Genomic DNA, 25,326 nt, shown 5'->3' with positions numbered 1-25,326 from the left:
GAGGGCTGTATCGCCAGCCCGAAATGCCAAAGCTGAGATAAGTGCCCAAATGCTGCTGCTGATCGACAACTACGACTCGTTTACCTACAATCTGGTTCACTATCTGGGCGAGCTGGGCGCTGAAATGGTCGTGCGCCGCAACGATGCGCTGGATGTACAGGAAGCCATGGCTATGAACCCGGCAGGGATACTGCTGAGCCCCGGCCCTTGTGACCCAGATCAGGCTGGCATCTGTCTGGCCCTGACCGATGCGGCGGCAGAGACCAAAACACCGCTGTTAGGTGTTTGCCTTGGGCATCAGACCATCGGTCAAAGCTTTGGTGGCAATGTCGTTCGTTGCCATGAGATCGTGCATGGCAAAATGGGTATGATGCATCACACTGGCAAAGGTGTGTTCGCTGGCCTGCCCTCGCCTTTCGAAGCGACCCGCTATCATTCTTTGGTGGTGGAACGTGAAACGCTGCCAGATTGCCTTGAGATCACAGCAGAGCTCGAAGACGGCACCATCATGGGCCTTCAACACAAGGAACTGCCGATCCATGGTGTCCAGTTCCACCCGGAATCCATCGCATCCGAACATGGCCACGCCCTTCTCAAGAACTTCCTAAACGAAATGAAAGTCCCCGCATGAGCGACGCGCTGAAACCGCTGATCGGAGCAGCTGCCGATCGGCCCCTGACCCGTGCCGAGGCAGAACAGGCCTTTTCGATCCTCTTCGAAGGTGAGGCAACCCCCAGTCAGATTGGCGGCCTGCTGATGGCGATGCGGACACGCGGCGAGACGGTCGAAGAATACGCGGCCGCCGCAGCAGTCATGCGCGACAAATGCAATAAAGTCGAAGCACCTGCCGGAGCGATCGATATCGTCGGAACTGGCGGCGACGGCAAAGGGACATTGAATATCTCGACCGCGACGGCGTTTGTTGTGGCCGGTGCCGGAGTGACAGTCGCCAAACATGGCAACCGCAATCTCAGCTCGAAGTCAGGCGCTGCGGACGCACTTGGCCAACTGGGCATTAACGTGATGGTTGGCCCGGAAATCGTTGAAACTGCACTCAGACAGGCTGGCATCGGTTTCATGATGGCTCCTATGCATCATCCCGCCATTGCCCACGTCATGCCAACCCGGCAAGAGTTGGGAACACGCACGATTTTCAACATTCTCGGGCCGCTGACCAACCCGGCAGGTGTCAGACGCCAGTTGACCGGAGCATTCAGCAGGGATCTGATCAGACCGATGGCCGAAACACTCGGCTTATTGGGAGCTGAGCACGCATGGCTGGTGCATGGTTCGGACGGAACCGATGAACTGACAATTACCGGCGTTAGCTGGGTTGCTGCACTGGAAGATGGTGGTGTGAGAGAGGTCGAATTGCATCCGGAGGATGCAGGCCTGCCCGTACATCCCTTTGAAGACATCGTTGGTGGAACTCCTGAAGAGAACGCAATGGCATTCCGGGCATTGCTCGACGGTGCACCATCGGCCTACCGGGACGCGGTATTGCTGAACTCGGCCGCTGCTCTGGTGGTTGCTGATGCCGCACAAGATCTTCGTGAAGGTGTTGAAAAAGCTGCTGAAAGTATCGACAGCGGTAAAGCTAAAGATAAGATCGCCGCACTTGCCCGCATTACACAGGAAGCCGCATGACCGAGACTGTTCTGGATAAAATCAAGGCCTACAAACTCGAGGAAGTCGCGGCAGACAAAGCCCGTAAGCCTTTGGAAGAAATGGAAGCCGCCGCACGCGAAGCATCTGAGGTTCGCGGTTTTGCAAAGGCCCTTCAAGGTGCGACGCGGCAAGGCTATGGCCTGATTGCCGAAGTAAAAAAGGCCAGCCCTTCCAAGGGTCTGATCCGCACGGATTTTGATCCACCAGCCCTGGCAAAAGCCTATGAAGACGGCGGCGCCACCTGTTTGTCTGTCCTGACGGATACGCCCAGCTTTCAGGGGGCAAAAGAGTATCTGACTGCCGCTCGAGACGCCTGCTCTCTGCCGGCGTTGCGAAAAGACTTCATGTATGATCCTTATCAGGTGGTCGAGGCACGTGCCCTGGGCGCTGACTGTATCCTCATCATCATGGCGTCGGTTGAAGATAATCAGGCTGCAGAACTGGAGCGAACGGCGTTTGATTGGGGCATGGATGTTCTGATCGAAGTCCATGATGAGGACGAACTTGCGCGTGCAGCTGAGCTCAAAAGCCCTTTGATTGGTATAAACAACCGTAACCTCAAGACGTTCGAGACAACTCTTGATACGACGCGCCGGCTGTCTAAACTGGTTCCGGGCGATCGTACAATCGTGTGTGAGAGTGGTCTCAGCACTCCTGCTGATCTGGCCGATATTGCCCGCTATGGCGCCCGGTGCTTTCTGATTGGTGAAAGCCTGATGCGTCAGGATGATGTTGCTGCCGCCACCCATGAACTGCTCGCAAACCCGCTGATCCCCGGAGTAATGTGATGCCGCTGACGCATTTCGATGCCAAAGGTCAGGCCCACATGGTCGATGTCTCTAACAAACAGGTAACGGATCGTGTCGCAGTGGCTGCCGGTCACATTAAAATGGCGCGAGAAACCTTTGATATCATTTCAGAAGGCCGTGCTAAAAAGGGCGATGTTCTCGGAATTGCACGTCTCGCAGGGATCATGGGTGCAAAGAAAACGCCCGACCTGATTCCTTTGTGTCATCCGCTGCCTGTAACCAAAGTTGCCGTCGAGTTGACTTTGGATCCCGATCTTCCCGGCGTTCTTATCGAAGCGACGGTAAAAACTTCGGGACAAACCGGTGTTGAAATGGAAGCCTTGACCGCCGTATCGACCGCAGCGCTCACCGTTTACGACATGACCAAGGCCGTCGACAAAGCGATGGAAATTGGCGCCATCCGAGTGATCTTGAAAGATGGCGGAAAGTCAGGACGTTACGAAGCGGAATGATTACAGTAGAAGAAGCGCGCACCCTTCTTTTTGAACTTGTTTCTGCATTACCGGCCGAAACGGTTCCGCTTGCCGAAGCTTCTGGTCGCATTTTGGCGCAGGATATTTTGGCAACGCGAGACCAGCCTCCATTCGCTGCGTCTTCGATGGATGGATATGCTGTAAAAGCCGCCGAAGTTGAACTGCATGCCATGTTCAAAGTCGTCGGCGAGGCAGTTGCAGGAAAACGGTTTGATAGACCTGTTGGTCCCGGCCAGGCTGTTCGCATCTTTACTGGTGCACCGGTTCCGGAAGGCGCGGATTTTATTGTAATTCAGGAAGATGTCGATCGTCGCGGTGATTTGATCACCATAACCGATGATCCAGGTACAAAAACCAACATTCGCCCTGCGGGTGTGGATTTTACCAAAGGCACGATCATCACTGCCCCGCGCCGACTGCGGCCAGAGGATCTTGCGCTGCTGGCGGCTATGAACATCGCGACAGTTCCCGTTGCGCAGAAACCGCAGATTGCCCTGATCTCAACGGGTGATGAACTGGTAATGCCCGGCGAGGCACCCGGGCCCGATCAGATCATCGCCTCGAACACCTTCGGTCTCAAAGCCTTATTGGAAGAAGCGGGTGCGCATGTTCGCATTCTGCCCATCGCAAAAGACACAACATCGTCGCTTGAAACCGCGTTCGGAATGGCTGCTGGCGCCGATCTTGTTGTAACGATTGGTGGTGCGTCGGTCGGGGATTACGACCTTGTGTCTGATGTATCACAGGCGTTGGGGATGGAGCGCTCTTTCTACAAAATCAGGATGCGCCCGGGAAAACCCTTGATGGCGGGACGTTTCAGGGATGCAGCCATGGTCGGCCTGCCCGGAAATCCGGTTAGCGCAATGGTTTGCGGATATCTATTTCTGGTGCCGTTAGTCAGACGGATGTTGGGTTTAGAACATGGTCTCCCAGCATTTCGTCGGGCCAAACTTGGCGAGCCTATCGGTAAAAACGGCCCACGCGAGCACTATATGCGGGCAATCGTTGATGAAAACGGTATCCGAGCTTGCCCCGATCAGGACAGTTCTCTGCTCAGCGTTTTAGCGCAAGCAAACGCTCTGTTGGTACGAGAACCAAACGACCCCGAACGAGACGCGGGTGAAGAGGTTTTGTACCTTCCAATCTGATCCAAACGGCAAATCCGTTGACACAAAACGTGAACATGCGTAGAACAAAAGAAAACGCATGAGCGACGAGGTGTGAGCAATGCTAACCAAGAAACAGTTGGATTTGCTGGAATTCATCCACAAACGCGTTCAGGCGGACGGTGTTCCGCCCAGCTTTGATGAAATGAAGATTGCGTTGGACCTGAGATCAAAATCCGGGATTCACCGTTTGATTACTGCGCTTGAAGAACGCGGCTTTATCCGGCGTCTCGCCCACCGCGCCAGGGCGATTGAAATCGTCAAGCTTCCCGAAAGTCTGGGTGGTGAGCCGACAGCCGGCTTCAAACCTCGCGTCATCGAAGGTGATCGACCTACAGGGCCGCGCCCTGCCAATTTTGAACCGGTGACTGTCGATGCGATGGAACTGCCTGTAATGGGTCGGATCGCAGCCGGTGTCCCCATCGAAGCCATCAGCCACGTTTCGCATCGCGTAGCGGTTCCGGGGTCGATGGTGTCCGGTCAGGGCGATCACTATGCGCTCGAAGTTCGCGGAGATTCGATGATCGACGCTGGTATTAACGATGGCGATGTCGTTGTCATCCGGGAAACAACCGTCGCTGACAATGGCGACATCGTTGTGGCCTTGGTCGAGGATCAGGAGGCCACACTGAAAAGGTTCTTCCGCCGTGGTCACGCCATCGCGCTGGAAGCGGCAAATCCCGCCTATGAAACCCGTGTCCTGCCTGAAGACAAGGTCAAGGTTCAGGGACGTTTGGTTGGACTGATCCGAACCTATTGAGTTTGGTGTCCGTCCCTGTGGACGGGCGACCACAACCGATGCCCGGTTACCTGAGCGCTTGTGCGTATTTCCCCCCGTGACAATGCAAGGCTTCCGGTTTTCAAAAGCGAATCCGGGTCGAAGATTTTGCAATCTCCGTTCAGTGACACGGGTACTGCCGAAACAACGATTTGATCACTGCTGCACTCGCTAAACTCTTGTGCTGCGCGTTTACCTGTAAGGTGAACCAACTCCTTGTCGTTCATCAAATATCTCTGCACCTTGTCGATGCCGGATGGCCAACGACTGGCGGCCTTTGACTGATCCGCTCCGTCACCATCATTTTCCAACCAAACCGTCGCAACAAACCCACTCCCTCGTTGTTTGCTCAATGCGCGTCCTGTTTCTGTCATTACACCCACCAGTCCTCCGGACTCGGCGATCAAAACTTCAGGCCGGTTTCCCTGCCCCCACAGCAGGAATGCTCCGATGATGGGCACAGCACCTATCCATCGGGCGCTTCCGCGCCACAAAATCAGCCATAGCGCCCCCAGTGCCATCACCGGCACGACGTAGTTTGGCGGGCTGACGACAAATCCCTGGGCACCACTCAGACCTGATATCCAGTCCGCAACTACGATAATCCATCTGAGGCCCAACCCCATCACCCACAGAGCCACCACTTCGAGCCCAAATGGAGCCAGAAGCGCCGCAACTACAGCTGCAGGAACAACGATCGTGCCCATGACCGGTACCGCGAGCATGTTGGCCAACAGTCCATAGTGAGCCATTGTATTGAAATGTGCCGCCCCGACCGGAGCGGTGGCTAGTCCGGCTATGGCAGAAGATAGCAGCACGCCTCCTACTGGTCGGAGCCATTTCGGCCCGGGAATTCGACCAAAATCGCGAAGCCCTCCGAATATCGCAACCAGAGCTGTAGTGGCTGCAAATGACATTTGAAAACCGGGACTTAACAAAGATTCTGGACGCAAAAACAGGACGATGATCGCAGCCACAGCTACGGCTCGCAAAGAAATCGCCCTGCGATCAATCAGCACCGCGCCAAACATGACAGAGACCATGACATAAGCGCGTTCTGTTGCGACGTTACCACCAGATAGAACCAAGTAGATTGTTGCGGCAATTAACGCACAAACTGCTGCGAGTTTTCGAACCGGCAGCCGTAACGCCAAGACCGGAACTGCAGAAAACCCAATTCGACATGCGACAAACACAAACCCCGTCAGCAGCCCCATATGTAGGCCAGAGATTGCCAGCAGGTGCGCAAGATTCGACATTCTAAGAGCGCCCAGAGTGTTCTGCCCCATGCCGCTTCGATCCCCAGTCGTAACCGCAGCCGCGAAACCACCCACCTCGCCAGGTAATATGGATCGAACACGCTGAGAAATTGCCATGCGCCATGCTGTAATCTGAACGCCGCGCTGCCCCGCGGATGCAGGTGCGACGGTCAGCACCGGAACACGCGTATAGCCAACAGCACCCAGTTTCTGAAACCATGCATGGCGACGGAAATCAAAGCCACCGGGTTCCACCGGCCCTTGTGGTGGTGACAGGTAGGCCGTCGTCATAATTCTCTGTCCCGGCTCCAGCGGTGTGGAACCACCATGCAAGGACAACCGGATGCGCTGCGGACGACGGTCTTTGGGTACATCCCCGATCCGCACACCGTCCAGTGTAATCCGCAGCGCATCCGAGGCAGAGCGGTCCAGCGCAACGACCCTCCCCTCAACAGGACCGTAGTAGCGCCATTGCAAGACCGGCTCTGCGACCATATGGGCACGCGTACCGGCCAGTAAGAAACCAGCAGCGACAAGCCCCCCGCCAATTGCCAGCGGAGCCCAGGCAACAGGCAAACAGCGACAAGCCCAGATCGCGAGCAAACCTGAGGCAGCAACGCCGTAGTAGAACTGCTGGTTCGGCTCGAATGTGAGGCCGAAATACAATCCTATGCCAATTGCCAGACAGACCGGAGACCAGGGAAACAGATATCCGCGCTGGTTCAGCAACGCGACCTCAATCCGTGCCAGAACACGCATGGTTGCCCCCGTCCTTCGGGCTCGTTAGACAGGCGCCAACACTATGCCCGACACGGTTACCAAAAGGTTAATCAACACTATGTCCGATCAGGTCGTCACCCGTTTTGCCCCTTCACCCACTGGCTTTCTGCACATCGGTGGCGCACGTACCGCGCTGTTTAATTGGCTTTATGCACGTGGCCGCGGCGGTAAGTTCCTGTTGCGTATCGAAGACACGGATCGTGAACGTTCAACCCCAGAAGCCACAGCGGCGATCCTGCAGGGTATGGAATGGCTGGGTTTGGATCATGATGGCGAAGTAATCAGTCAATTCGAAGGCGCTGACCGTCATGCGGAAGTTGCCCATCAACTGCTGGCTGAAGGCAAAGCCTACAAGTGCTTCTCCACTCAGGACGAGATTTCTGCGTTTCGGGAGCAGGCTCGGGAAGAAGGTAAGTCGACCTTGTTCCAAAGCCCATGGCGTGATGCGGACCCCGCCAGCCACCCCGACCTGCCATTTGTCGTTCGGATAAAAGCGCCAAAAGAAGGCTCGACCGTAATTCGTGATCAGGTCCAGGGCGACGTTACGATCCGCAACGATCAGCTGGATGATATGGTTCTGCTGCGTTCGGATGGCACGCCCGTCTACATGCTGGCCGTAGTGGTGGACGATCATGATATGGGTGTTACTCACGTCATTCGTGGCGATGATCACCTGAACAACGCCGCGCGTCAGATGATGATCTACGAGGCGATGGGTTGGGATGTCCCAGTCTGGGCCCACATTCCGCTGATTCATGGGCCTGATGGTAAAAAACTGAGCAAGCGCCACGGTGCTTTGGGTGCGCAGGAATATCAGGCTATGGGATATCCGGCCGCTGGCATGCGCAATTATCTGGCGCGTTTGGGCTGGAGCCACGGAGACGACGAGTTCTTTACGGATGCACAGGCCAAAGAGTGGTTTGATCTGGATGGAATCGGCAAGAGCCCTGCCCGTTTCGATTTGAAAAAGCTGGAAAACCTGTGTGGACAACACATTGCCATCTCAAACGATGCTGCATTGCAGAAAGAAATTGCTGGCTATCTGGCGGCAGCAGATCTTCCTGCTTTGACTGAAACACAATCTGGTGATCTGGTGCGTGCGATGTATTGCCTCAAGGATCGCGCCCGAACTTTTCCAGAACTGCTTGAAAAAGCGCATTTTGTGCTGACATCTCGGCCGATTGATCCGGATGAAAAAGCTAAAAAGGCGCTCGACTCTGTATCCGATGGTATACTGAAGGAATTGACGCCGCAGTTGCAAAATGTTAGCTGGACGCGAAGCGAACTGGAGGAAGCCCTGAATTCGTTTGCAGAAGCGAAAGGGCTAAAGTTCGGCAAGTTAGCAGGCCCCCTTCGGGCGGCATTGGCAGGCCGGGCAGTAACACCTTCGGTATTTGACATGATGCTCGTGCTGGGACGTGAAGAAAGCCTGGCGCGACTTTCTGATGCAGCGACATAAACCTGGTCTTCACATTCGGGTAACGCTGCTCCGCTAACACCCGGACTGCGCGCCCGCGCGCAGCCGTTGCCCGCTATGTCGGTCAGCGAACCGACACGCGTAAGATTGAGGAAGGGACAACCATGACCGAGAGCCAACAAAAAGCGACCCTGACTGTCCATGGCAAAACCTACGAATTGCCGGTTCACTCACCAACAGCCGGGCCAGATGTCATCGACATCCGGAAGCTTTATGGTCAGGCTGACGTATTCACCTATGACCCCGGTTTCACATCGACCGCGAGCTGCGACAGCACGATCACTTACATCGACGGCGAAAAAGGTGAGCTTCTGCACCGCGGATATCCGATCGATCAGCTGGCTGAGAAATCGCACTTCCTCGAAGTATGCTATCTGCTGCTGTACGGAGAGCTGCCTGTAGCGAAAGACCTCGAGGAATTCGAAACTACCATCACGCGCCACACCATGCTGCATGAGCAGATGCAGTACTTCTACCGTGGTTTCCGTCGTGACGCGCACCCCATGGCGATCATGGTGGGTGTGGTTGGCGCAATGTCGGCCTTCTATCACGACTCGACCGACGTTTCAGATCCGCATCAGCGTGAGGTCGCGTCGCATCGCCTGATCGCAAAGATGCCTACCATCGCGGCATGGGCTTACAAGTATCACATCGGTCAGCCCTTTGTTTATCCGCGCAATGACCTGGATTATGCCTCGAACTTCCTGCGCATGTGCTTTGCCGTTCCTGCCGAGGATTATGAGGTAAACCCGATCCTGAGCCGCGCGATGGACCGCATCTTTACCCTGCATGCAGACCACGAGCAGAACGCTTCGACCTCGACCGTTCGCCTGGCTTCGTCTTCGGGTGCAAACCCGTTTGCGTGTATCGCTGCAGGTATCGCTTGCCTCTGGGGTCCTGCCCATGGTGGCGCCAACCAGGCATGTCTGGAAATGCTCGAGCAGATCGGAAGTGTCGACAACATCCCTGAATACATCGAGCGCGCCAAAGACAAGAACGACCCGTTCCGTCTGATGGGCTTTGGTCACCGCGTCTATAAGAACTTTGACCCGCGCGCGAAGGTGATGAAGCAATCCGCCGACGAGGTTCTGGATCTGCTCGGTATCGAAAACAATCCCAAACTACAGGTTGCGAAAGCGCTCGAGAAACAGGCGCTGGAAGATCCGTATTTCGTTGAGAAAAAACTATTCCCGAACGTAGACTTCTATTCGGGCATCATTCTCGAGGCGATGGGCTTCCCAACGTCGATGTTTACGCCGATCTTCGCCCTGTCGCGCACCGTTGGCTGGGTCAGCCAGTGGAAAGAAATGATCGCCGATCCACAAAACAAAATCGGTCGTCCGCGCCAGCTGTATCTGGGCGAAACCACACGCGATTACGTCGATATCGAAAATCGCTGATCGGTGACAAACCTGAACAAAAGCCCCGGAAATCTCCGGGGCTTTTTTGTTTAGAAAAGAGCGAGTTGATCACCAACCTGCGGTGGTTTCGCAAACAGATCGCATCTCAGTGCCGGCGTCTTGGTAGCTAGCCCCAAACGCTCGGCAGTTGTCTTGAAACGCTTGGCTATCATTTCTGCATAAACGCCCTCGCCCCGCATCCTGTGACCCCAACGTGGGTCATAGTCCTTGCCACCATGCATCTCGCGAAGGCGCGCCATGACCTTGGCTGCACGGTTGGGTTCATGCACCTCAAGCCACTCCTGCCAAAGCTGAGAAACCTCTCGCGGCAACCGCAACATGATCCAACTGGCTGAGTCAGCACCGGCGTCACAACCGGCCTCCAATAGATTCTCCAGTTCGTGATCCGTAAGACCCGGAACAACAGGAGATGTCATGACCCGCACCGGCACCCCCGCCTCCGATAATCGTCGAATCATGCGCAGGCGACGTTTCGGCGAAGGCGCGCGCGGCTCCATCTTTCGGGAAAGATCCGTGTCCAGTGTCGTCAATGATATCCCAACACGCACCAACCCCTGACTTGCCATTGGCGCCAGAATATCCAGATCCCGCTCGATCAACGCTCCCTTAGTGACAATAGCGATCGGATGCTGAAAATCCTGCAATACGCTCAGGCAGTCCCTTGTGATTCCGCGCATCTTCTCAATTGGTTGATAAGGATCGGTATTTGTACCCAAGGCAATAGGAGCGACTTTGTACGAACGCGCAGAAAGCTCGCGACGCAAAACTTCCGCCGCGTTTGGTCGTGCAATCAATCTTGTTTCGAAATCCAATCCGGCAGACAGGCCAAGATAGGCGTGTGTAGGTCGTGCAAAGCAATATACGCACCCGTGTTCGCAGCCCCGGTAGGGATTGATCGATCGATCGAATGGAAGATCAGGAGAGCGATTGTATGTGATGAAGCTTCTGGCCACCTCTTCACGTACTTCGGTGCGCAGTGGGGGCAACTCCTCCTCAATTTCCCAGCCGTCATCTGTAGCTTCGCTGGCATATTGCTCGAACCTGCCTGCAGAATTGGACACGGCCCCCCTACCCACAACATTTGTCTGATTGAGCATATGTTCCACCTTTGTTCTCATCAACAGGTGTAAACCCATTAAGGTCCTTCAGCAATAGGAACAGCCATCTGTAGAATGGGGATGTGAGACGCCCGTTCACATTGGCACCGAGAGCGAACGTGAAGCGAATGCAGAATGATCTTGCAAATAATTCTGTCGAGATGCGACAGATTTTGCCTTAAAGGTCGGTCCCAGAACGACCTTGGTCGCAATCGTCACAGTCTAGATGCGGCGAAATGGCCAAAACGGAAAAAATTGCCACCTACGGGCCAAGGGCCCATTTAGCTCAGGGAAATGACCCATGTCCGATGAAGAAGACATCGTCCTGTCCGAACTGAACGACGATGAACTCGTCGAACAGATGTTTGACGACCTTTACGACGGTCTGAAAGAAGAGATCGAAGAAGGCGTGAACATCCTGCTCGAACGTGGTTGGGCGCCGTATGACATCCTGACCAAGGCATTGGTTGGCGGTATGACCATCGTTGGACACGATTTCCGCGACGGCATCCTGTTTGTTCCCGAGGTTCTTCTGGCGGCGAACGCCATGAAGGGCGGTATGACGATCCTCAAGCCCCTGCTGGCTGAAACTGGCGCACCGCGCGTCGGCAAGATGGTCATCGGTACCGTGAAAGGTGACATCCACGACATCGGCAAAAACCTTGTTTCGATGATGATGGAAGGCGCAGGTTTCGAAGTTGTCGACATCGGCATCAACAACCCGGTCGAAAACTATCTCGAAGCTTTGGAAACCGAAGAACCCGACATCCTGGGCATGTCCGCTCTGCTGACCACCACTATGCCTTACATGAAAGTCGTCATCGATACACTGGTCGAGCAAGGCGTTCGTGACGACTATATCGTTCTGGTTGGCGGCGCACCTCTGAACGAGGAATTCGGCAAAGCCATCGGTGCCGACGCATATTGCCGTGATGCGGCAGTCGCCGTTGAAACCGCCAAGGACTTTGTATCGCGCAAGCACAATCAGCTGGCAGGCTGATTAAGCAACAGCGAAAATTCCAAAGGCCGCCCGTTCAGGGCGGCCTTTTCAATTTCCCGAGAGTAAAGATTTCCCCTTAAAAAACATCTTTACAAAATTTCAGGAGATTATTTAGTACAAGGCGTTACTTTAGTTTCGAGGTTACCGTGCCCACTACATTTACAGCCATCTCGCTTGGTGTTCTTGCTGATATTGATACCGTTGAAGGCAATAATATTGCCGAAAACGCGTCAGCCTTGGTTGGTCAGACATTTGGTGGACCTGGCAATGCCCTTCTGAACAATGCTGTGACATGGAGCCCGGTCAGCCTCTCCGGGACCGTCTATGAAATGGATAACTCTCCACCGGAGCAGTTTTCGATCGACGGCGGGCCGGCCCAGACCTTCGATGGCACATCGATCTACAATGCGACGATCACCTACATTGATGGGACTACGGCAAACATAACTGCTGTTGTGGCTCAAGATACCAATGGCAATACGTATCTGATGCCTGAATTCTCGGACAATGCCGATCAGGCAACGCTCGAAGCTGGCGGGATCAGATCGATCACCTTCAACAGCCTGAATGGAAACAACTTTTCGGGCCTGACCGGGAGCCGTGAAAGCTGGGACCTGGTGACCTGTTTCACGTTGGGAACCCTGATCGAAACCAATCAGGGGGAAGTTCCGGTTGAGAAGTTGCAGGTTGGAGACATGGTCCAGACGCTCGATCATGGCATGCAGCCCATACGTTGGATTGGCCGTCGTACCGTACGTGCCAAGGGATCTTTCTCTCCTGTTTTGATCAAGAAAGGAACGATGGGTAACCGACGCGATCTGCTGGTATCGCAACAACACCGAATGCTCATCAGCGATTGGCGCGTGGAACTGAACACCGGTTATTCCGAGGCTTTGGCACCTGCAAAGCAGTTGATTGATGGAGAGTCCATCATCCTCAAATCGGGTGGCTTGGTCACTTATTATCACCTCCTGTTCGACCAGCATGAAATTGTTTGGGCAGAAGGCTGCCCAAGCGAGAGCTTCCATCCGGGTGTAATGAGTTGGAACAGTCTGGAAAATGACGCTCGACAAGAGATATTGTCTCTATTTCCTGAACTTTCGACACAAGGGCTTGCCTTTTATGGTCCGTCGGCTCGACCATCCCTGAGCGCGTTTGAAACGCGCGCGTCGGTGGCCTGACGCGAGATGTCGGAACGGGGCTTGCCCTAATTCGCCAAAGATCGTCTTCTGGTACAGCCTCGACCGGGAAACGGACCATGCAATCGACCGACCTGCCAGATGATGAAAGCCTGACGACACAAGGCTATGTCAGCGAAGATACGCAGCAGCGTATTTTGCTGATCGCCTGCGGTGCGCTTGCGCGTGAGATTCTTGATCTAAAAAAGCGCAATGGCTGGGAACATATGGCGCTGACCTGTTTACCTGCCATTCTGCATGTTTACCCAGAGCGTATTACCCAAGCCGTCGAAGATGCGGTGGCCAAGCACCGTGATGACTATGACAAGATTTTTGTTGTCTATGCGGACTGCGGTACCGGCGGTCTGCTTCAGCAGGCCTGCGAACGGCTGGGTGTCGAGATGGTTCAGGGACCGCATTGCTATTCCTTCTTCGAAGGAAATCAGGCGTTTGCGGAGCGTGGCGATGATGAAACCACGGCGTTCTACCTAACTGACTTTCTGGCCCGACAATTCGATGCCTTCGTTTGGAAACCTCTGGGTCTGGATCGGCACCCGGAACTACGCGAAATGTATTTTGGCAATTACACCAAGCTGATCTACCAAGCTCAGGTGGATGACCCGGTGTTAACGCAACGAGCTCAGAAATGTGCTGAACGCATGGGGCTTGAGTTCGAGCGTCGCTTTACCGGTTATGGGGATCTGGAAACAACGCTTACAGGCTGGGCCAAGGGCACACGTCCCTCAAGCTGAACCAAAGCGCCCTACGCTCATGGTAGTCAGGCGTTTTCGCGTGCCACGTCCCGGATACGATCAACCATCGCACGCAACCCATTTGATCGTTGCGCAGACAGGTGTTCGTTCAAACCCAGCCGAGCAAGCTCTGCACCTGCATCGACTTTCGGCACGTCTGCCACGGGAAGATCATTATAAAGAGCACGAAGAACCGCTATCAGGCCACGCACGATCAAGGCGTCACTATCGCCATCGAAACGAAATATACCCGCATTAATCATCGGATGCAGCCAGACCTGACTGGCACACCCGTTGACCTTGGTCGCAGGAACTTTCAGCGCATCGTCCAGAGGCTCCATGGCTTTACCCTGCTCGATGACATGGCGGTACCGGTCTTCCCAGTCCTCCAAAAATTCGAAATCATCGACGATTTCTTCAAAGGCAGGCGTTGCCATACTGCGGCACTCCTTAGGTTTTGATCACAGTTCGTGACCTATGTCGCTGATACGCTGCTGTCCAGCCCCAAGCGTGGCTTTTCAAGCCATCGATTTTGCGCTAACCCAATGCACGTGATATTGCTCAAAGCTCTGGGGCCATGCAAAAAACTCTTTCCGTTCTTCTGGTTGCCACGTTAACCCTGTCCGCCTGCAACAGCTGGCGCAACTCGAGGGTAAACCCCACTAACTGGTTTGGCAGCAGCACACCTGCCCCCGTCAACACATCACCTGATGCAGCCGACGCCCTTGTGCCAAAGCAAAGCAGTGGTACTGGCCTCTTTGCAAAGAAAGAGGATGAAGATACCAGCATTCTCATAGCAACCATCGATGAACTGCGGATTGATCCGACGCCGACCGGTGCGATCATCTATTCTGCCGGGACGGCTGTTCGACAGGGCGCTTATAATGCGCATCTTCGTCTGGTGGATTCTGAAGAGAACCGTAAGAACGGAATTCTCGAATTTATGTTCCGCGTGAATTACCCAAAATACTCGACCCAACAAGGTACGGTGCAATCCCGCATGGTCTCGGATGCAGCCACCGTAAGCCTTCAGGATCTCGAAGGGATTCGCCTCGTCCGTGTTGTCGGCCAGCAGAACGCCTTGGAATCACGACGCCGCTAATTGCGGCGTCACAGCGCCACGACGCGCACGACCTGACCTTTGGCCGCCAGCGCGATCTTGCCTTCGCAAAGTTTCAGGGCGTCTTCACCAAATACTTCAAAACGCCAACCTGACATTGCCGGAACGTCCCGTTCACCAGCTGCGATCTGATCAAGGTCAGAGCTTGTTGCAATCAGTTTTGCAGCCACGCCCGAGCTTTCGGTTTTGGATTTCAGCAATACGCGCAGCAAATCGGCAAGTGCCGGATTAACCTTCAACTTGTCCCGACTGTTATCCAGCTTTGGCAGTTGATCGGCCGGGCACTGGACGCCCTGCTTTACTGCCTTCAGAATACCATCAGCAATCGCGCCCTTGCGCGCTTCTCGCAGAAGCAAGCGGGAACCACCCAAATCAGAGGGCGACTTGGGTTTGGTTGATGCTAATTCAATCAGAGCATCATCTTTAAAGACTCTGCTGCGTGGGACATTGTTTTGCTGGGCATAGGCCTCACGAAACTCAGCAAGCTCTTTAACGACAGCCAGAAATTTCGCAGAGTTTGTGCGTGTCTTGACCCGACGCCAGGCTTCCTCGGGCCGCACATCGTAAGTGGCCGAATCCGTCAGAATACAAAGTTCTTCAGCCACCCAATGGTTACGATTGGTTTTTTGCAACTCGGCGGCCAGAAATTCATAGATCCGGCGCAGATGTGTCACGTCTGCCAGCGCATAGGTTTTTTGAGCATCGCTCAGAGGACGGCGCGACCAATCGGTAAAGCGAGAGGTTTTATCCAACCCCTGCTTGCAGATTTTCCGGACCAGTGTCTCGTAACCAACCTGTTCACCAAAGCCGCACACCATTGCGGCAACCTGTGTGTCAAACAGCGGTTTGGGAAACACCCGAGCTTCGACCCAGAATATCTCAAGGTCCTGACGCGCAGCGTGAAAAACCTTTACGACGTTTTCGTTTCTGAACAACTCATAGAGCGGTTCCAGCGACATATCCTCGGCCAGAGGGTCGACCAGAACTGCGCTGTCTTCGTCTTCAGATGGAACCGCAAGCTGAACCAGGCAGAGCTTTGAATAATAGGTGCGTTCGCGCAGGAACTCAGTATCTACTGTGATATAGGGATATTCAGCAGCGGACTTGCAGAATTCAGCCAGCTCTGTCGTCGTCGTCAGGGTTTTCATGCGCCGTACTATTCTTGCTCTTGTTCTTGTATATGCCCGTTAAAATATCCTCGTCCCGAGCGATACGGGCGACAATAGGCCGAATAACAGGCGAGTGTAAATCACCCAGAACTTCTTAGGGCAGCAGAACAGGTGTCTTGTCGCCACACACAAAGCGCCGCAAGACAGCAGGATAGAGTTGATGCTCGTAACCCAGCACTCGGCCAGCCAAAGTTTCAGGTGTATCGCCAATCTCAATTGGCACTCGCGCCTGCCCCAATATCGGGCCGTCATCCAGTGCAGCCGTCACCTCATGCACAGTGCATCCGTGTTCGGCATCGCCCGCTTCAATTGCACGCGCGTGGGTGTTCAAGCCCTTGTATTTGGGCAACAGCGACGGGTGGATGTTCAGCATCCGCCCCTGAAACTGTGAAACGAAATCGCCGGTAAGAACACGCATGAAACCCGCAAGGCAAACTACATCCGGTTGCACATCAAGGATAGGTTTCAGCAATTCAGCTTCGAATGCGGCGCGGTCTCCTTTGAACGGGCGATGATCCACGATGGCGGTCTGGACACCTCGATCCGCTGCCTTCTGCAATCCACCCGCGGCCGCATCATTCGCCAGAACCAAACAAGGACGCGCCGGGTGATCACCGATCATACTGTCGACCAGCGACACCATGTTGGAACCACCCCCTGAAATCAGGATTGCAACGCGCTTGTGGCTCACAACAGCTGGCCCGAATACGCAACGTCTGCTGTTTCTGTTACCGTACCAATTCGGGAAACTGCTTCACCTGCGTCAGACAGCAATGCTGCCAGATCATCGGCCTTATCTGCAGCGCAGACGACGATCATGCCGATGCCGCAGTTGAAGGTCTTGAGCATTTCCGCTTCGACGATTCCACCAGTTTCGGCCATCCATTCAAAGACCGGCGGCAAATCCCATGCGTTCAGATCAATCTCTGCACCCAGCCCCTCGGGCAGGACACGAGGCAGGTTTTCAGTCAAGCCGCCCCCGGTGATATGGGCCAGCGCGTGCACACCCCCTGCCCGGATCGCTGCAAGCGCAGGTTTGACGTAAAGACGCGTTGGGGTCAGCAGAGCTTCGCCGAGTGATCCGTCACTGAACGGCGAATCTGCGTCCCAGCCAAGACCCGACAGCTCGACCAGTTTGCGGACAAGAGAATACCCGTTCGAATGCACTCCGTTTGAGGCCAGCCCCAGTAGAACATCGCCCGGTTCGACGCCATCTGGAAGATCTGCCCCACGCTCCATCGCACCGACAGAGAATCCGGCCAGATCGAAATCTCCATCAGGATACATGCCCGGCATTTCAGCGGTTTCGCCACCGATCAGAGCACAGCCAGATTGCGCACAGCCTTCGGCGATACCTTCGATGATCCGTGCCGCGGTGTCTGTGTCGAGTTTGCCTGTCGCAAAATAGTCCAGAAAGAACAGAGGCTCAGCACCCTGACAAATCAGGTCGTTGACGCACATCGCAACCAGATCAATACCAACCCCGTCGACGACACCTGTATCGATGGCAATTCGCAGCTTGGTCCCAACACCATCTGTAGCGCCAACCAGAATCGGGTCTTCATATCCCGCAGCTTTGAGATCGAACAGCGCTCCGAAACCGCCCAGCCCGCTCATCACGCCGGGACGGTTCGTCCTCTTTGCCGCAGGCTTGATCCGGTCGACCAAAGCGTTTCCTGCATCGATATCGACGCCCGCATCGGCATATGTGATGCCGTTCTTGCCCGCTGTCATGGCATTTCCCTCATGAGTGCTTTTGCGCGGGTTAGTCGATTGTGCGCTCTGTTGCAACGGTCAGGCTTGACGCGGGCATTCATCGTGGTACCCAAGGCGCTCAGGCGGGCCTGTAGCTCAATTGGTTAGAGCAGAGCGCTCATAACGCTTTGGTTGGGGGTTCGAGTCCCTCCGGGCCTACCAAATCACCGCCCAATGATGATATCTGCACACAATCCGCCCATACGTTCGCTTTTTGCCAAGCGCAGTGTTCCGCCATGTGCACGGGCGATATCTGCTACAATTGCCAGCCCGAGCCCAACGCCGGTTCCCTGATTCTGATTTCGGGCCGGATCAAGGCGTGAAAACGGTTTAACCGCCTCTGTGCGCTGCTCAGGTGGAATACCGGGCCCATCGTCTTCCACACGGATTCGCAATGACTTTGGCGTCAGGGACAGGCTAACCTCTGCCCGGTTGCCGTAGCGCACCGCGTTTCCAATCAGATTCTCAAGAGCGCGACGAATCGAAACCGGGCGCAACATTGACAGCCCCTGCCCTTCGGTCGACACCAGTTCGACATCATAGCCCGCGCGGTTGGCATCACGCACGATCTGAGACACAAGCACTTCGGCATCGACTTCTTCGGGCTCACTCTCAGACGCCCCGCGTGAAAAATCCAGAAATGCATCCAGCAACGACTGCATCTCATTCACGTCTCGCAGCAGCGGCGCGGCTTCCTCTTCGGGCATCATCGCCAGTCCCAGCTTTAGCCGCGTCAGTGGCGTTCGCAGATCGTGACTGACCCCGGAAAGCATCCGGGTACGCTGTTCGATCTGTCGTTCAATTCGCGCCCGCATATCCAGAAACGCGCTTCCGGCTGCCCTGACCTCGACTGCTCCGCTAGGTGAATAGGGAACGATCCGCCCACGCCCGAATGCTTGCGCCGCTTTGGCCAGCCGCGTGATCGGCCGAAGCTGGTTTCGCATATAGAGAAATGAGATCGAGGTCATCAGGATCGCAAAAAACAACATCGTAACGATCAACTGATGCGGAGCTGCAGGCGACAACCTGCGTCGATCAAATGTCAGCTCTAGAACTCCGAGATGAGTCGCAATGAAAAGTTTGGCGTCCTGACTGTTGGGCAGAGCAACAGCTTGAATGCCCGGAACCAGTTCATCCAATTCCTTTTCGATCTGAGGTGCGATGAAATCGTACCAGCGACCATAACCACTAACCGGCTGCTCATTTGGATCAAGAAATTGAGCCCTCATTTGCAGGGCCGACAAATCGGGGCGCGCCGCAGCGATTGCTTGCTGCTGACTTTCGGTTCCCCGCATCACATCAAGGATCAAGTTCACTTCACGAGAGGCGGTCCGCACCATCTGACCGGTCACGTCCTCCAGATGTTTTTGCAGAAAGGCAATCGCGACGACCAGCAGGACGACGATCACTGGCAGAGCCAGAATCAGCGCGGCCCGGGCATACAGGCTGCGCGGCATATAGGGTTTGAGCCATCGTGCGGACATGCGCTAAACCTAGCGGGCTGCTCCGGCAAGAGGAAGAGTACAGAATGCAATTGCCCAATGATTTCAATCCGCCTCATGGTCTTGCAGTCGAATTGCAACCGGGTCTCAGACGTATTGTGGCCCCCAACCCGTCGCCGATGACATTTCGCGGTACAAATACCTACTTGTTAGGTGAACAGGACATCGCGGTCATTGATCCCGGCCCACTCGATGACGCGCACATGGACGCGCTTCTCAACGCGTTGCGGCCGGGGCAGAAGATAAGCCATATCCTTGTGACCCACAGCCATCTGGACCATTCACCACTTGCAGCCCCGCTGTCTGCTCGTACCGGCGCGCCGGTTCTGGCTTTCGGCGGGCCACAGGCAGGTCGTAGCGAAGTTATGACGATGCTGGCCGAACAAGGTCTCGCCGGAGGTGGCGAAGGCATTGATACGGATTTTCGGCCCGATATTGAGCTTGCTGACGGAGAAACCGTTAAAGGCAACGGTTGGAGTCTGGAGGTGATCCACACACCGGGCCATCTGGGTAACCACATCGCGTTAGCTTGGGGTGACACCTGCTTTACCGCCGATCACGTCATGGGGTGGGCAAGTTCTCTGGTTTCACCTCCTGATGGGGATCTGACAGATTTCATGAACGCCTGTCACAGGCTACGTGCACGCAAATGGTCGGTTTTCCACGCTGGCCACGGAGCTCCAATCTCCGACCCTTCTGATCGGTTGGATTGGTTGATTCAACACCGGCTTAGTCGTGAAGCACAAATTCTGGAAGCCTTAAGCCAAGCTCAGGGAACCGCACGACAACTGGCCGAGCGGATCTATACCGACACGCCTGTTGCACTATTGCCAGCAGCCGAACGAAACGTATTTGCCCATCTCGTTGATTTGACAGGCAGATCTTTGGTGAGCTCAATTGGAACTCTGGCCTCTGACGCGGTTTTCAAACGACTGGCGTGAAGTGAACAAAAAATTTTCAAATCTGCGCGCTTCTCCTCTGGACGCCGAAAATTCGGGTTGTTATACGCCCCCTCAGTTCCGGCGTAGCTCAGCGGTAGAGCAGTTGACTGTTAATCAATTGGTCGTAGGTTCGATCCCTACCGCCGGAGCCAATTTCTGCATATGAAAACACCTTAGTGTTAGCAGCGGCATATCCTGCAAACCGGGTGCCTCTGAATTGGGGAACCGTGCTCTGTTTTAGGGCTCAACTTATGTCGAGGCACCACGTACGAGTACATTCGTTGCGTGCCCGCACATCAAGATCAGATCGCGCGTAACATAACGTAACGTTGGTAGGGGTCTTTCAGAGAGCGGTCGACCGAAACCACCTCCCACCCAGACACATTGTTGGCAAGCCATTCCATCGAAATCGATGTGTCGCCATAATTCGGACTCGCCACCTGGTCAGTACAATAATAGGCAAAGCCATTTTCGCGATGATCCTTAATGCACTGCTTCATTTTCTTCGGGTCGGAGGTGAGATGGGTATGTCCTGCGATCGCAACGTCCCAGAATTCGATCGGTCGCAAAGTAAGCATGAACAAGGCGTCATCTGCAGCAACGGCACGTAGCGCATTCAAACATGCGTGGGTGCTTGATTCGCTGAGATGGGTAAATACTGAAAATGCGAAAATGAACTCAAACGGTCCATCAAACGGAAGGTCTTCGGGGACTGCCTCCGAAAGCTTAACCCTGTCGCCAAAGCCCGCAGCCTGGCATTGCTCGATAGACTTATCCCACGGATCCACACCATAGACTTCGTCTGAGAAGTAGGAAAACAACCTGAGAAATCGACCGTATCCGCAGCCAAAATCCAGAATCTTCTGGCCCGCCAAGCCTCGGTTCTGCGCGCTCGCATAGCTTGCGGCACAGGCTCGCACAAAACTCAGACTTTGCTCCAACAAACGAAAGCCGGATGCACCGGTCCATAAGTTCTGAACATCTTCGGTTGCCATCGCCGGCAGGGCCTCAGAGAGTTTTGGGAATTTCTTATCCGGCATGGCCCAGAGAATTGCCCCAAAATCCTCAAGTCCAAGAGGCCTGATGGCGTCGAAGGCAGCAGGAAGTGAACTCAGATCCCCCAAGCTCTCAACGTTTTGCATATGAGTAGACAAATGTTCAAATGACGAATGTATCTGCATATCTTCTTTCATTCTTGCTAATCTGGGCTTGATAAATGAAGGTTTAATGGACCGCCGTTTCCGGACTTGCTTTTGGAAATGATATCGTGTCCGAAAGCTTGGTGACCCGGAAACAGTATGCCGAGATACTGCGAACACTCCTTTGTTTAGTGCCGAGGGGTTCGATTCTCAGCCAATTGCATTCCGAACGTATCGCAGTCTATTCGCAGCACCAAACATCCGAGAAATTTTCACTCAAAAAACTCGATCCCCCTCTGGACGTGTCAGAACCAGATTGCTATACGGCGCGAACCGTTCCGGCGTAGCTCAGCGGTAGAGCAGTTGACTGTTAATCAATTGGTCGTAGGTTCGATCCCTACCGCCGGAGCCATTCTTCCATATCTCACAGATCAGGGTGTCAGAGCATCCGCAAAATCTGCCCGCAGAGTGCGTTTCAGCACCTTCCCCGTTGCGTTCAAAGGCAAGGCATCCACAAAAACCACCTTGTCCGGAACCTGCCATTTGGCAATCTTTCCATCAAAGAATTCAAGCAGTTCCTCTGATGTTGGGTCTTCCCCATCGGCTTTGACTGCAACCAACAAAGGCCGCTCATCCCATTTTGGATGCGGCACCCCGATGACTGCAGCGGTGGCAAGTTTGGGATGCGCCACGGCAATGTTCTCAAGCTCTACCGAGCTGATCCATTCACCCCCGGATTTGATGATGTCCTTTGAACGATCCCGGATCGTCATGTAGCCATCCGAATCCAGCGTCGCGACATCCCCGGTGGCAAACCAACCGTCCTGCAGCAGACTCTGATCTTGCAAATGGAAATAGCTGTCCAGCACCCAATGCCCGCGCACCATCAGGTCGCCCTGCGTGACACCGTCATTGGGCAGGTCATTCCCATCATCGTCCACAATCTTCAATTCAACACCAAACGGGGGACGTCCCTGATTCTCACGCAGCCGATGCTGTTCTTCCAACGGAAGATCCCGATGCTTGGCCAAGGGATAGTTTGTTGTACCCAGAGGGCTCATCTCACTCATGCCCCAGGCATGAACGGTATCAACGCCATAAGTCTCGCGGAATGTTTCAATCATCGAAGGTGGGCAAGCCGCGCCACCAATCACCGTACGCTCCAGACTGGCCAGCTTCGTTCCGGATGTGGCGGCATGAGCCAGCAGGCCCTGCCAGATCGTCGGAACGCCCATCGCGAGCGTCACACCATAAGTGTCGATCAGATTGACCAATGCCTCACCGTGCAATCCGGGACCGGGAAGAACCATTCGCGAGCCAGACATGGCGCAGCCATAAGGTGACCCCCATGCGTTGACATGGAACATCGGAACCACCGGCATAACGACATCCATCGCCGAATACCCAATCACGTCTCGTGTATTCGAGGCAAAGCTGTGCAGAACCGTGGACCGATGCGAATACAAAACACCCTTTGGATGCCCTGTTGTGCCCGAAGTGTAACAAAGGCTGGACGCAGTGTTTTCATCAAAGCTGGGCCAAACGAAATCAACCTCCCCCGTCTCGATCAGCTCATCATAAAACTGAAGTCCGGGAATTTGCGCAAGCGCCGCTTCGTTGCGCGGCCCCATCAGAACGAAGTGGCGAACCTCGGTAAGCTGATCCGCAATTCCTGCTACCAGCGGAATGAACGTTTCATCAAAGAACAAAACCCGGTCTTCGGCGTGGTTGATGATGTAAACCAATTGCTCAGGGAACAGGCGCGGGTTGATCGTATGACAAACAAAACCGGCGCCTGAAGTGGCAAAGTAAATCTCCAGATGCCGGCGATTGTTCCATGCTAACGTTCCCACCCTGTCCTGAGGCTCCAGGCCCAGCTTGCCGAGCGCTGACGCCATCCGGCGCGCATTTGCAGCGATGGTTGCCCAGTTGGTTTGCGTGATGGCCCCATCTGTTTCGACCGAGATAATTTCAGTCTGGCCGTGATATCGTTCGGCATGATCCACCAATGACGAAATCAACATGGGTTGCGTCATCATCTGTCCCAGCATGGGCATCCTCCCTTTGTCAGCACAGCCCCAGACAGGCAGCACCAGTTTATGCCCTAGACCCGCCGCCAAAGGGCGCAGTCTTAACAGGCGTCTCCCACGGACAAGCCTGCCAAGCATTTAATTGTCTGACAATAAGAGAATGCAGCTTGCCGCAAAGGCAAGTTGCAACATTTTGTGGAATTCAATCCCGATGACACAATGCGTAATCGATCAGGGCAGCCGTCGAACCATCCTTGTCTGCTGAACTTTCTTCGCCATCTACAATCGGCCCCAGAGACGTCGCCAACTCTTTGCCCAGTTCGACACCCCATTGATCGAATGAGTTGATGCCCAGCAGGACACCTTCGACGAACACCCGATGTTCATAAAGCGCTATGATCTGCCCCAGAACAAACGGTGTGAGTTTTGGATAGATCAACGTGGTTGAAGGTCGGTTGCCCGGGAATACGCGGTGCCGTGCCTGCCGTTCCAACTCGTCACCTTGCAGGCCTTTCTCAGCCATCCGAGCACGCGCTTCTTCCAGCGATCGGCCACACATCAGGGCCTCGGACTGTGCCAGGCAGTTGGCCAGCAGAAGGCGATGGTGGTGGGCCAGTTCGGGTTCGTGCCCTTCTGCTGCCACCATGAACTCGCACGGCACGATATCTGTTCCCTGATGGATCAGTTGATAAAACGCATGCTGCCCGTTTGTTCCCGGCTCACCCCATACCACCGGACCCGAGGGCACTGTCAGGTCAGAACCATCCATCGCCACAGACTTGCCGTTCGATTCCATTTCCAACTGCTGGAAGTAAGCAGGTAGACGCAGCAATCGTTGGTCATAAGGCAATACCGCGCGGCTGGCGTGACCCTGTACCTGACGATGCCATATACCAGCCAGCGCCAGCATAACCGGCATGTTTTCAATCCAGTCGGCCGAACGAAAGTGCAAATCCATCGCCTGACCGCCACGCAGGAACGCATCAAAGGCGTTCGAACCAACCGCGATCATCACAGGTAAACCAACCGGACCCCAGACCGAGTACCTACCCCCAACCCAGTCGGCGAAGCCAAACACCCGGTCTTCCGGAATGCCAAAGGCATGCGTTTTGTCCAGCGCGCTTGATACCGCTGCAAACTGCTTTGCAGGATCGCCGCCACCATCCTGCATCCAGGCGCGTGCCGTGCGGGCATTGGTCATTGTCTCGATGGTTGTGAACGTCTTGGACGCGACGATGATCAACGTCCGCTTTGGATCAAGCTGGCGCAACGTGTCAGCGATATGCGCGCCGTCTACGTTCGACACATAATGCAGCCGCGGACCATCGTGATAGGGCGCAAGCGCATGGGTCGCCATGACCGGCCCCAGATCAGATCCACCGATCCCGATATTGACCACGTCAGTGAAGCTGCCCCCTTCCCCTTTGATTGCACCTCCACGTACCTCTTCGGCGAAGACGCGCATTCGTTGCAGCGTATTCAACACCCCCGGCATGACGTCCTGACCATCAACTTCGATCGGACCGCCATCAAGATTGCGTAAAGCAGTGTGCAGTACGGCGCGGTTTTCGGTCTCGTTAATTTTGACCCCGGTAAACATCGCCTCTCGGCGCGCTGCCAATCCAGCCGCTTCGCAAAGATCGATCAAAGCGGACCGCACTTCCTGATCAATCTGCGTCTTTGAGTAATCGAATAGCAAATCCCCTGTGGACGCAGAAAACTTCTGAGCCCGATCCGGATCAGCTGCAAACAGCTCAAGAATGCGTTGATCAGTGGCCGCAAGGGACTTGAGATTGTCTAGCTGCACGCGCC

Annotated in this window: 23 protein-coding genes and 3 tRNA genes; 16 read left to right on the top strand and 10 right to left on the bottom strand. The window is 54.8% G+C overall.

What is annotated here, in order from left to right:
• The first annotated feature begins 49 nt into the window (after positions 1–49).
• From ACR0CW_RS07070 to lexA, 6 genes are all read left to right on the top strand, one after another.
• A complete protein-coding gene (locus ACR0CW_RS07070; protein WP_480787277.1) occupies positions 50–631 on the top strand; it encodes an anthranilate synthase component II in 582 nt (193 codons plus the stop codon).
• The gene (gene trpD, locus ACR0CW_RS07065) at positions 628–1,647 is read left to right on the top strand and encodes an anthranilate phosphoribosyltransferase (RefSeq protein WP_155147082.1); all 1,020 of its coding nucleotides are present in this window, start codon (positions 628–630) and stop codon (positions 1,645–1,647) included. Before ACR0CW_RS07070 ends, trpD begins: the two co-directional genes overlap by 4 nt.
• Positions 1,644–2,456 carry an indole-3-glycerol phosphate synthase TrpC gene (gene trpC, locus ACR0CW_RS07060; protein ID WP_480787276.1) on the top strand — a complete coding sequence of 271 codons (813 nt, stop codon included), beginning with the start codon at positions 1,644–1,646 and terminating at the stop codon, positions 2,454–2,456. The genes trpD and trpC overlap by 4 nt, the downstream gene beginning before the upstream one ends.
• Complete coding sequence (gene moaC, locus ACR0CW_RS07055; RefSeq protein WP_480787275.1) at positions 2,456–2,929, top strand: cyclic pyranopterin monophosphate synthase MoaC; 474 nt, start codon at positions 2,456–2,458, stop codon at positions 2,927–2,929. The genes trpC and moaC overlap by 1 nt, the downstream gene beginning before the upstream one ends.
• A complete protein-coding gene (locus ACR0CW_RS07050; RefSeq protein WP_480787274.1) occupies positions 2,926–4,098 on the top strand; it encodes a molybdopterin molybdotransferase MoeA in 1,173 nt (390 codons plus the stop codon). The genes moaC and ACR0CW_RS07050 overlap by 4 nt, the downstream gene beginning before the upstream one ends.
• A gap of 79 nt (positions 4,099–4,177) precedes the next feature.
• Complete coding sequence (gene lexA, locus ACR0CW_RS07045) at positions 4,178–4,876, top strand: transcriptional repressor LexA (protein ID WP_170330595.1); 699 nt, start codon at positions 4,178–4,180, stop codon at positions 4,874–4,876.
• Here lexA and ACR0CW_RS07040 read toward each other — a convergent pair.
• Entirely contained in the window at positions 4,870–6,912 is a 2,043-nt protein-coding gene (locus tag ACR0CW_RS07040; RefSeq protein WP_480787273.1) for a ComEC/Rec2 family competence protein, read from the bottom strand. The genes lexA and ACR0CW_RS07040 overlap by 7 nt on opposite strands.
• Positions 6,913–6,991: 79 nt before the next feature.
• Between ACR0CW_RS07040 and gltX the strand changes: the two genes are divergently transcribed.
• The gene (gene gltX / locus ACR0CW_RS07035; protein ID WP_480787464.1) at positions 6,992–8,392 is read left to right on the top strand and encodes a glutamate--tRNA ligase; all 1,401 of its coding nucleotides are present in this window, start codon (positions 6,992–6,994) and stop codon (positions 8,390–8,392) included.
• 122 nt (positions 8,393–8,514) lie between these two features.
• Entirely contained in the window at positions 8,515–9,810 is a 1,296-nt protein-coding gene (gene gltA, locus ACR0CW_RS07030; RefSeq protein WP_170331076.1) for a citrate synthase, read from the top strand.
• A 50-nt stretch (positions 9,811–9,860) separates the two neighbouring features.
• On the opposite strand, the gene ACR0CW_RS07025 is transcribed toward gltA, so the two are convergent.
• Positions 9,861–10,928: a PA0069 family radical SAM protein gene (locus tag ACR0CW_RS07025; RefSeq protein ID WP_480787272.1), complete on the bottom strand. Its 1,068-nt coding sequence runs from the start codon at positions 10,926–10,928 to the stop codon at positions 9,861–9,863.
• Between the two features lie 301 nt (positions 10,929–11,229).
• Here ACR0CW_RS07025 and ACR0CW_RS07020 point away from each other — a divergent pair, with 301 nt between their 5' ends.
• The 3 genes from ACR0CW_RS07020 to ACR0CW_RS07010 all read left to right on the top strand — a co-directional run bounded on the left by ACR0CW_RS07020 (position 11,230) and on the right by ACR0CW_RS07010 (position 13,858).
• Positions 11,230–11,928: a corrinoid protein gene (locus tag ACR0CW_RS07020; RefSeq protein WP_155147101.1), complete on the top strand. Its 699-nt coding sequence runs from the start codon at positions 11,230–11,232 to the stop codon at positions 11,926–11,928.
• 146 nt (positions 11,929–12,074) lie between these two features.
• Complete coding sequence (locus tag ACR0CW_RS07015) at positions 12,075–13,109, top strand: Hint domain-containing protein (protein ID WP_480787271.1); 1,035 nt, start codon at positions 12,075–12,077, stop codon at positions 13,107–13,109.
• Between the two features lie 77 nt (positions 13,110–13,186).
• Positions 13,187–13,858 (top strand): DUF1638 domain-containing protein, encoded by a 672-nt coding sequence (locus ACR0CW_RS07010; protein ID WP_480787270.1) that lies wholly within the window; start codon positions 13,187–13,189, stop codon positions 13,856–13,858.
• A gap of 26 nt (positions 13,859–13,884) precedes the next feature.
• Here ACR0CW_RS07010 and ACR0CW_RS07005 read toward each other — a convergent pair whose 3' ends face one another.
• Positions 13,885–14,295 (bottom strand): SufE family protein, encoded by a 411-nt coding sequence (locus tag ACR0CW_RS07005; protein ID WP_480787269.1) that lies wholly within the window; start codon positions 14,293–14,295, stop codon positions 13,885–13,887.
• A gap of 140 nt (positions 14,296–14,435) precedes the next feature.
• Between ACR0CW_RS07005 and ACR0CW_RS07000 the strand changes: the two genes are divergently transcribed.
• Positions 14,436–14,960 (top strand): hypothetical protein, encoded by a 525-nt coding sequence (locus tag ACR0CW_RS07000; protein ID WP_170330610.1) that lies wholly within the window; start codon positions 14,436–14,438, stop codon positions 14,958–14,960.
• An 8-nt stretch (positions 14,961–14,968) separates the two neighbouring features.
• Here the strand turns inward: ACR0CW_RS07000 and rnd are convergent, their stop codons facing one another.
• The 3 genes from rnd to purM form a co-directional block, all read right to left on the bottom strand.
• The gene (gene rnd, locus ACR0CW_RS06995; protein WP_480787268.1) at positions 14,969–16,126 is read right to left on the bottom strand and encodes a ribonuclease D; all 1,158 of its coding nucleotides are present in this window, start codon (positions 16,124–16,126) and stop codon (positions 14,969–14,971) included.
• 115 nt (positions 16,127–16,241) lie between these two features.
• Entirely contained in the window at positions 16,242–16,838 is a 597-nt protein-coding gene (purN, locus tag ACR0CW_RS06990; protein WP_170330616.1) for a phosphoribosylglycinamide formyltransferase, read from the bottom strand.
• Positions 16,835–17,881: a phosphoribosylformylglycinamidine cyclo-ligase gene (gene purM, locus ACR0CW_RS06985; RefSeq protein ID WP_480787267.1), complete on the bottom strand. Its 1,047-nt coding sequence runs from the start codon at positions 17,879–17,881 to the stop codon at positions 16,835–16,837. Before purM ends, purN begins: the two co-directional genes overlap by 4 nt.
• Positions 17,882–17,987: 106 nt before the next feature.
• On the opposite strand from purM, the gene ACR0CW_RS06980 reads away from it, so the two are divergent.
• Positions 17,988–18,064 (top strand) — tRNA-Ile (locus tag ACR0CW_RS06980).
• Between the two features lie 2 nt (positions 18,065–18,066).
• Here the strand turns inward: ACR0CW_RS06980 and ACR0CW_RS06975 are convergent.
• Positions 18,067–19,386, bottom strand: a complete 1,320-nt coding sequence (locus ACR0CW_RS06975) for an ATP-binding protein (RefSeq protein WP_155147113.1) — start codon at positions 19,384–19,386, stop codon at positions 18,067–18,069.
• Between the two features lie 44 nt (positions 19,387–19,430).
• On the opposite strand from ACR0CW_RS06975, the gene ACR0CW_RS06970 reads away from it, so the two are divergent.
• Both ACR0CW_RS06970 and ACR0CW_RS06965 read left to right on the top strand, forming a co-directional pair.
• Positions 19,431–20,345 carry an MBL fold metallo-hydrolase gene (locus ACR0CW_RS06970; protein ID WP_480787266.1) on the top strand — a complete coding sequence of 305 codons (915 nt, stop codon included), beginning with the start codon at positions 19,431–19,433 and terminating at the stop codon, positions 20,343–20,345.
• Between the two features lie 77 nt (positions 20,346–20,422).
• Positions 20,423–20,497: transfer RNA gene (locus tag ACR0CW_RS06965), tRNA-Asn, on the top strand.
• Between the two features lie 150 nt (positions 20,498–20,647).
• On the opposite strand, the gene ACR0CW_RS06960 is transcribed toward ACR0CW_RS06965, so the two are convergent.
• Entirely contained in the window at positions 20,648–21,538 is an 891-nt protein-coding gene (locus tag ACR0CW_RS06960) for a class I SAM-dependent methyltransferase (RefSeq protein ID WP_480787265.1), read from the bottom strand.
• Between the two features lie 283 nt (positions 21,539–21,821).
• Here ACR0CW_RS06960 and ACR0CW_RS06955 point away from each other — a divergent pair.
• Positions 21,822–21,896, top strand: a tRNA-Asn gene (locus ACR0CW_RS06955).
• Between the two features lie 19 nt (positions 21,897–21,915).
• Here ACR0CW_RS06955 and ACR0CW_RS06950 read toward each other — a convergent pair.
• Positions 21,916–23,535, bottom strand: coding sequence for a long-chain-fatty-acid--CoA ligase (locus ACR0CW_RS06950; protein ID WP_480787264.1), 1,620 nt, complete (start codon positions 23,533–23,535; stop codon positions 21,916–21,918).
• Between the two features lie 181 nt (positions 23,536–23,716).
• Positions 23,717–25,321 (bottom strand): glucose-6-phosphate isomerase, encoded by a 1,605-nt coding sequence (gene pgi, locus ACR0CW_RS06945; RefSeq protein WP_480787263.1) that lies wholly within the window; start codon positions 25,319–25,321, stop codon positions 23,717–23,719.
• Between the last annotated feature and the right edge of the window lie 5 nt (positions 25,322–25,326).

The organism is Ruegeria sp. CH6, from assembly GCF_056537005.1.
The sequence above is the reverse complement of the archived record's forward strand: the minus strand, read 5'-3'. Positions and strand labels throughout refer to the sequence as shown.

Bases quoted from the DNA above. Each gene is read 5' to 3' on its own strand.
- ACR0CW_RS07005 (WP_480787269.1), bottom strand. From the start codon at position 14,295: ATGGCAACGCCTGCCTTTGAAGAAATCGTCGATGATTTCGAATTTTTG.
- ACR0CW_RS06970 (WP_480787266.1), top strand. From the start codon at position 19,431: ATGCAATTGCCCAATGATTTCAATCCGCCTCATGGTCTTGCAGTCGAA.
- ACR0CW_RS07040 (WP_480787273.1), bottom strand. From the start codon at position 6,912: ATGCGTGTTCTGGCACGGATTGAGGTCGCGTTGCTGAACCAGCGCGGA.
- gltA (WP_170331076.1), top strand. From the start codon at position 8,515: ATGACCGAGAGCCAACAAAAAGCGACCCTGACTGTCCATGGCAAAACC.
- ACR0CW_RS07000 (WP_170330610.1), top strand. From the start codon at position 14,436: ATGCAAAAAACTCTTTCCGTTCTTCTGGTTGCCACGTTAACCCTGTCC.
- purM (WP_480787267.1), bottom strand. From the start codon at position 17,881: ATGACAGCGGGCAAGAACGGCATCACATATGCCGATGCGGGCGTCGAT.
- ACR0CW_RS07025 (WP_480787272.1), bottom strand. From the start codon at position 10,928: ATGCTCAATCAGACAAATGTTGTGGGTAGGGGGGCCGTGTCCAATTCT.
- moaC (WP_480787275.1), top strand. From the start codon at position 2,456: ATGCCGCTGACGCATTTCGATGCCAAAGGTCAGGCCCACATGGTCGAT.
- ACR0CW_RS07050 (WP_480787274.1), top strand. From the start codon at position 2,926: ATGATTACAGTAGAAGAAGCGCGCACCCTTCTTTTTGAACTTGTTTCT.
- ACR0CW_RS07070 (WP_480787277.1), top strand. From the start codon at position 50: ATGCTGCTGCTGATCGACAACTACGACTCGTTTACCTACAATCTGGTT.
- ACR0CW_RS07020 (WP_155147101.1), top strand. From the start codon at position 11,230: ATGTCCGATGAAGAAGACATCGTCCTGTCCGAACTGAACGACGATGAA.
- ACR0CW_RS07010 (WP_480787270.1), top strand. From the start codon at position 13,187: ATGCAATCGACCGACCTGCCAGATGATGAAAGCCTGACGACACAAGGC.
- trpD (WP_155147082.1), top strand. From the start codon at position 628: ATGAGCGACGCGCTGAAACCGCTGATCGGAGCAGCTGCCGATCGGCCC.
- ACR0CW_RS06975 (WP_155147113.1), bottom strand. From the start codon at position 19,386: ATGTCCGCACGATGGCTCAAACCCTATATGCCGCGCAGCCTGTATGCC.
- gltX (WP_480787464.1), top strand. From the start codon at position 6,992: ATGTCCGATCAGGTCGTCACCCGTTTTGCCCCTTCACCCACTGGCTTT.
- rnd (WP_480787268.1), bottom strand. From the start codon at position 16,126: ATGAAAACCCTGACGACGACGACAGAGCTGGCTGAATTCTGCAAGTCC.
- ACR0CW_RS06950 (WP_480787264.1), bottom strand. From the start codon at position 23,535: ATGCTGGGACAGATGATGACGCAACCCATGTTGATTTCGTCATTGGTG.
- lexA (WP_170330595.1), top strand. From the start codon at position 4,178: ATGCTAACCAAGAAACAGTTGGATTTGCTGGAATTCATCCACAAACGC.
- ACR0CW_RS06960 (WP_480787265.1), bottom strand. From the start codon at position 21,538: ATGAAAGAAGATATGCAGATACATTCGTCATTTGAACATTTGTCTACT.
- trpC (WP_480787276.1), top strand. From the start codon at position 1,644: ATGACCGAGACTGTTCTGGATAAAATCAAGGCCTACAAACTCGAGGAA.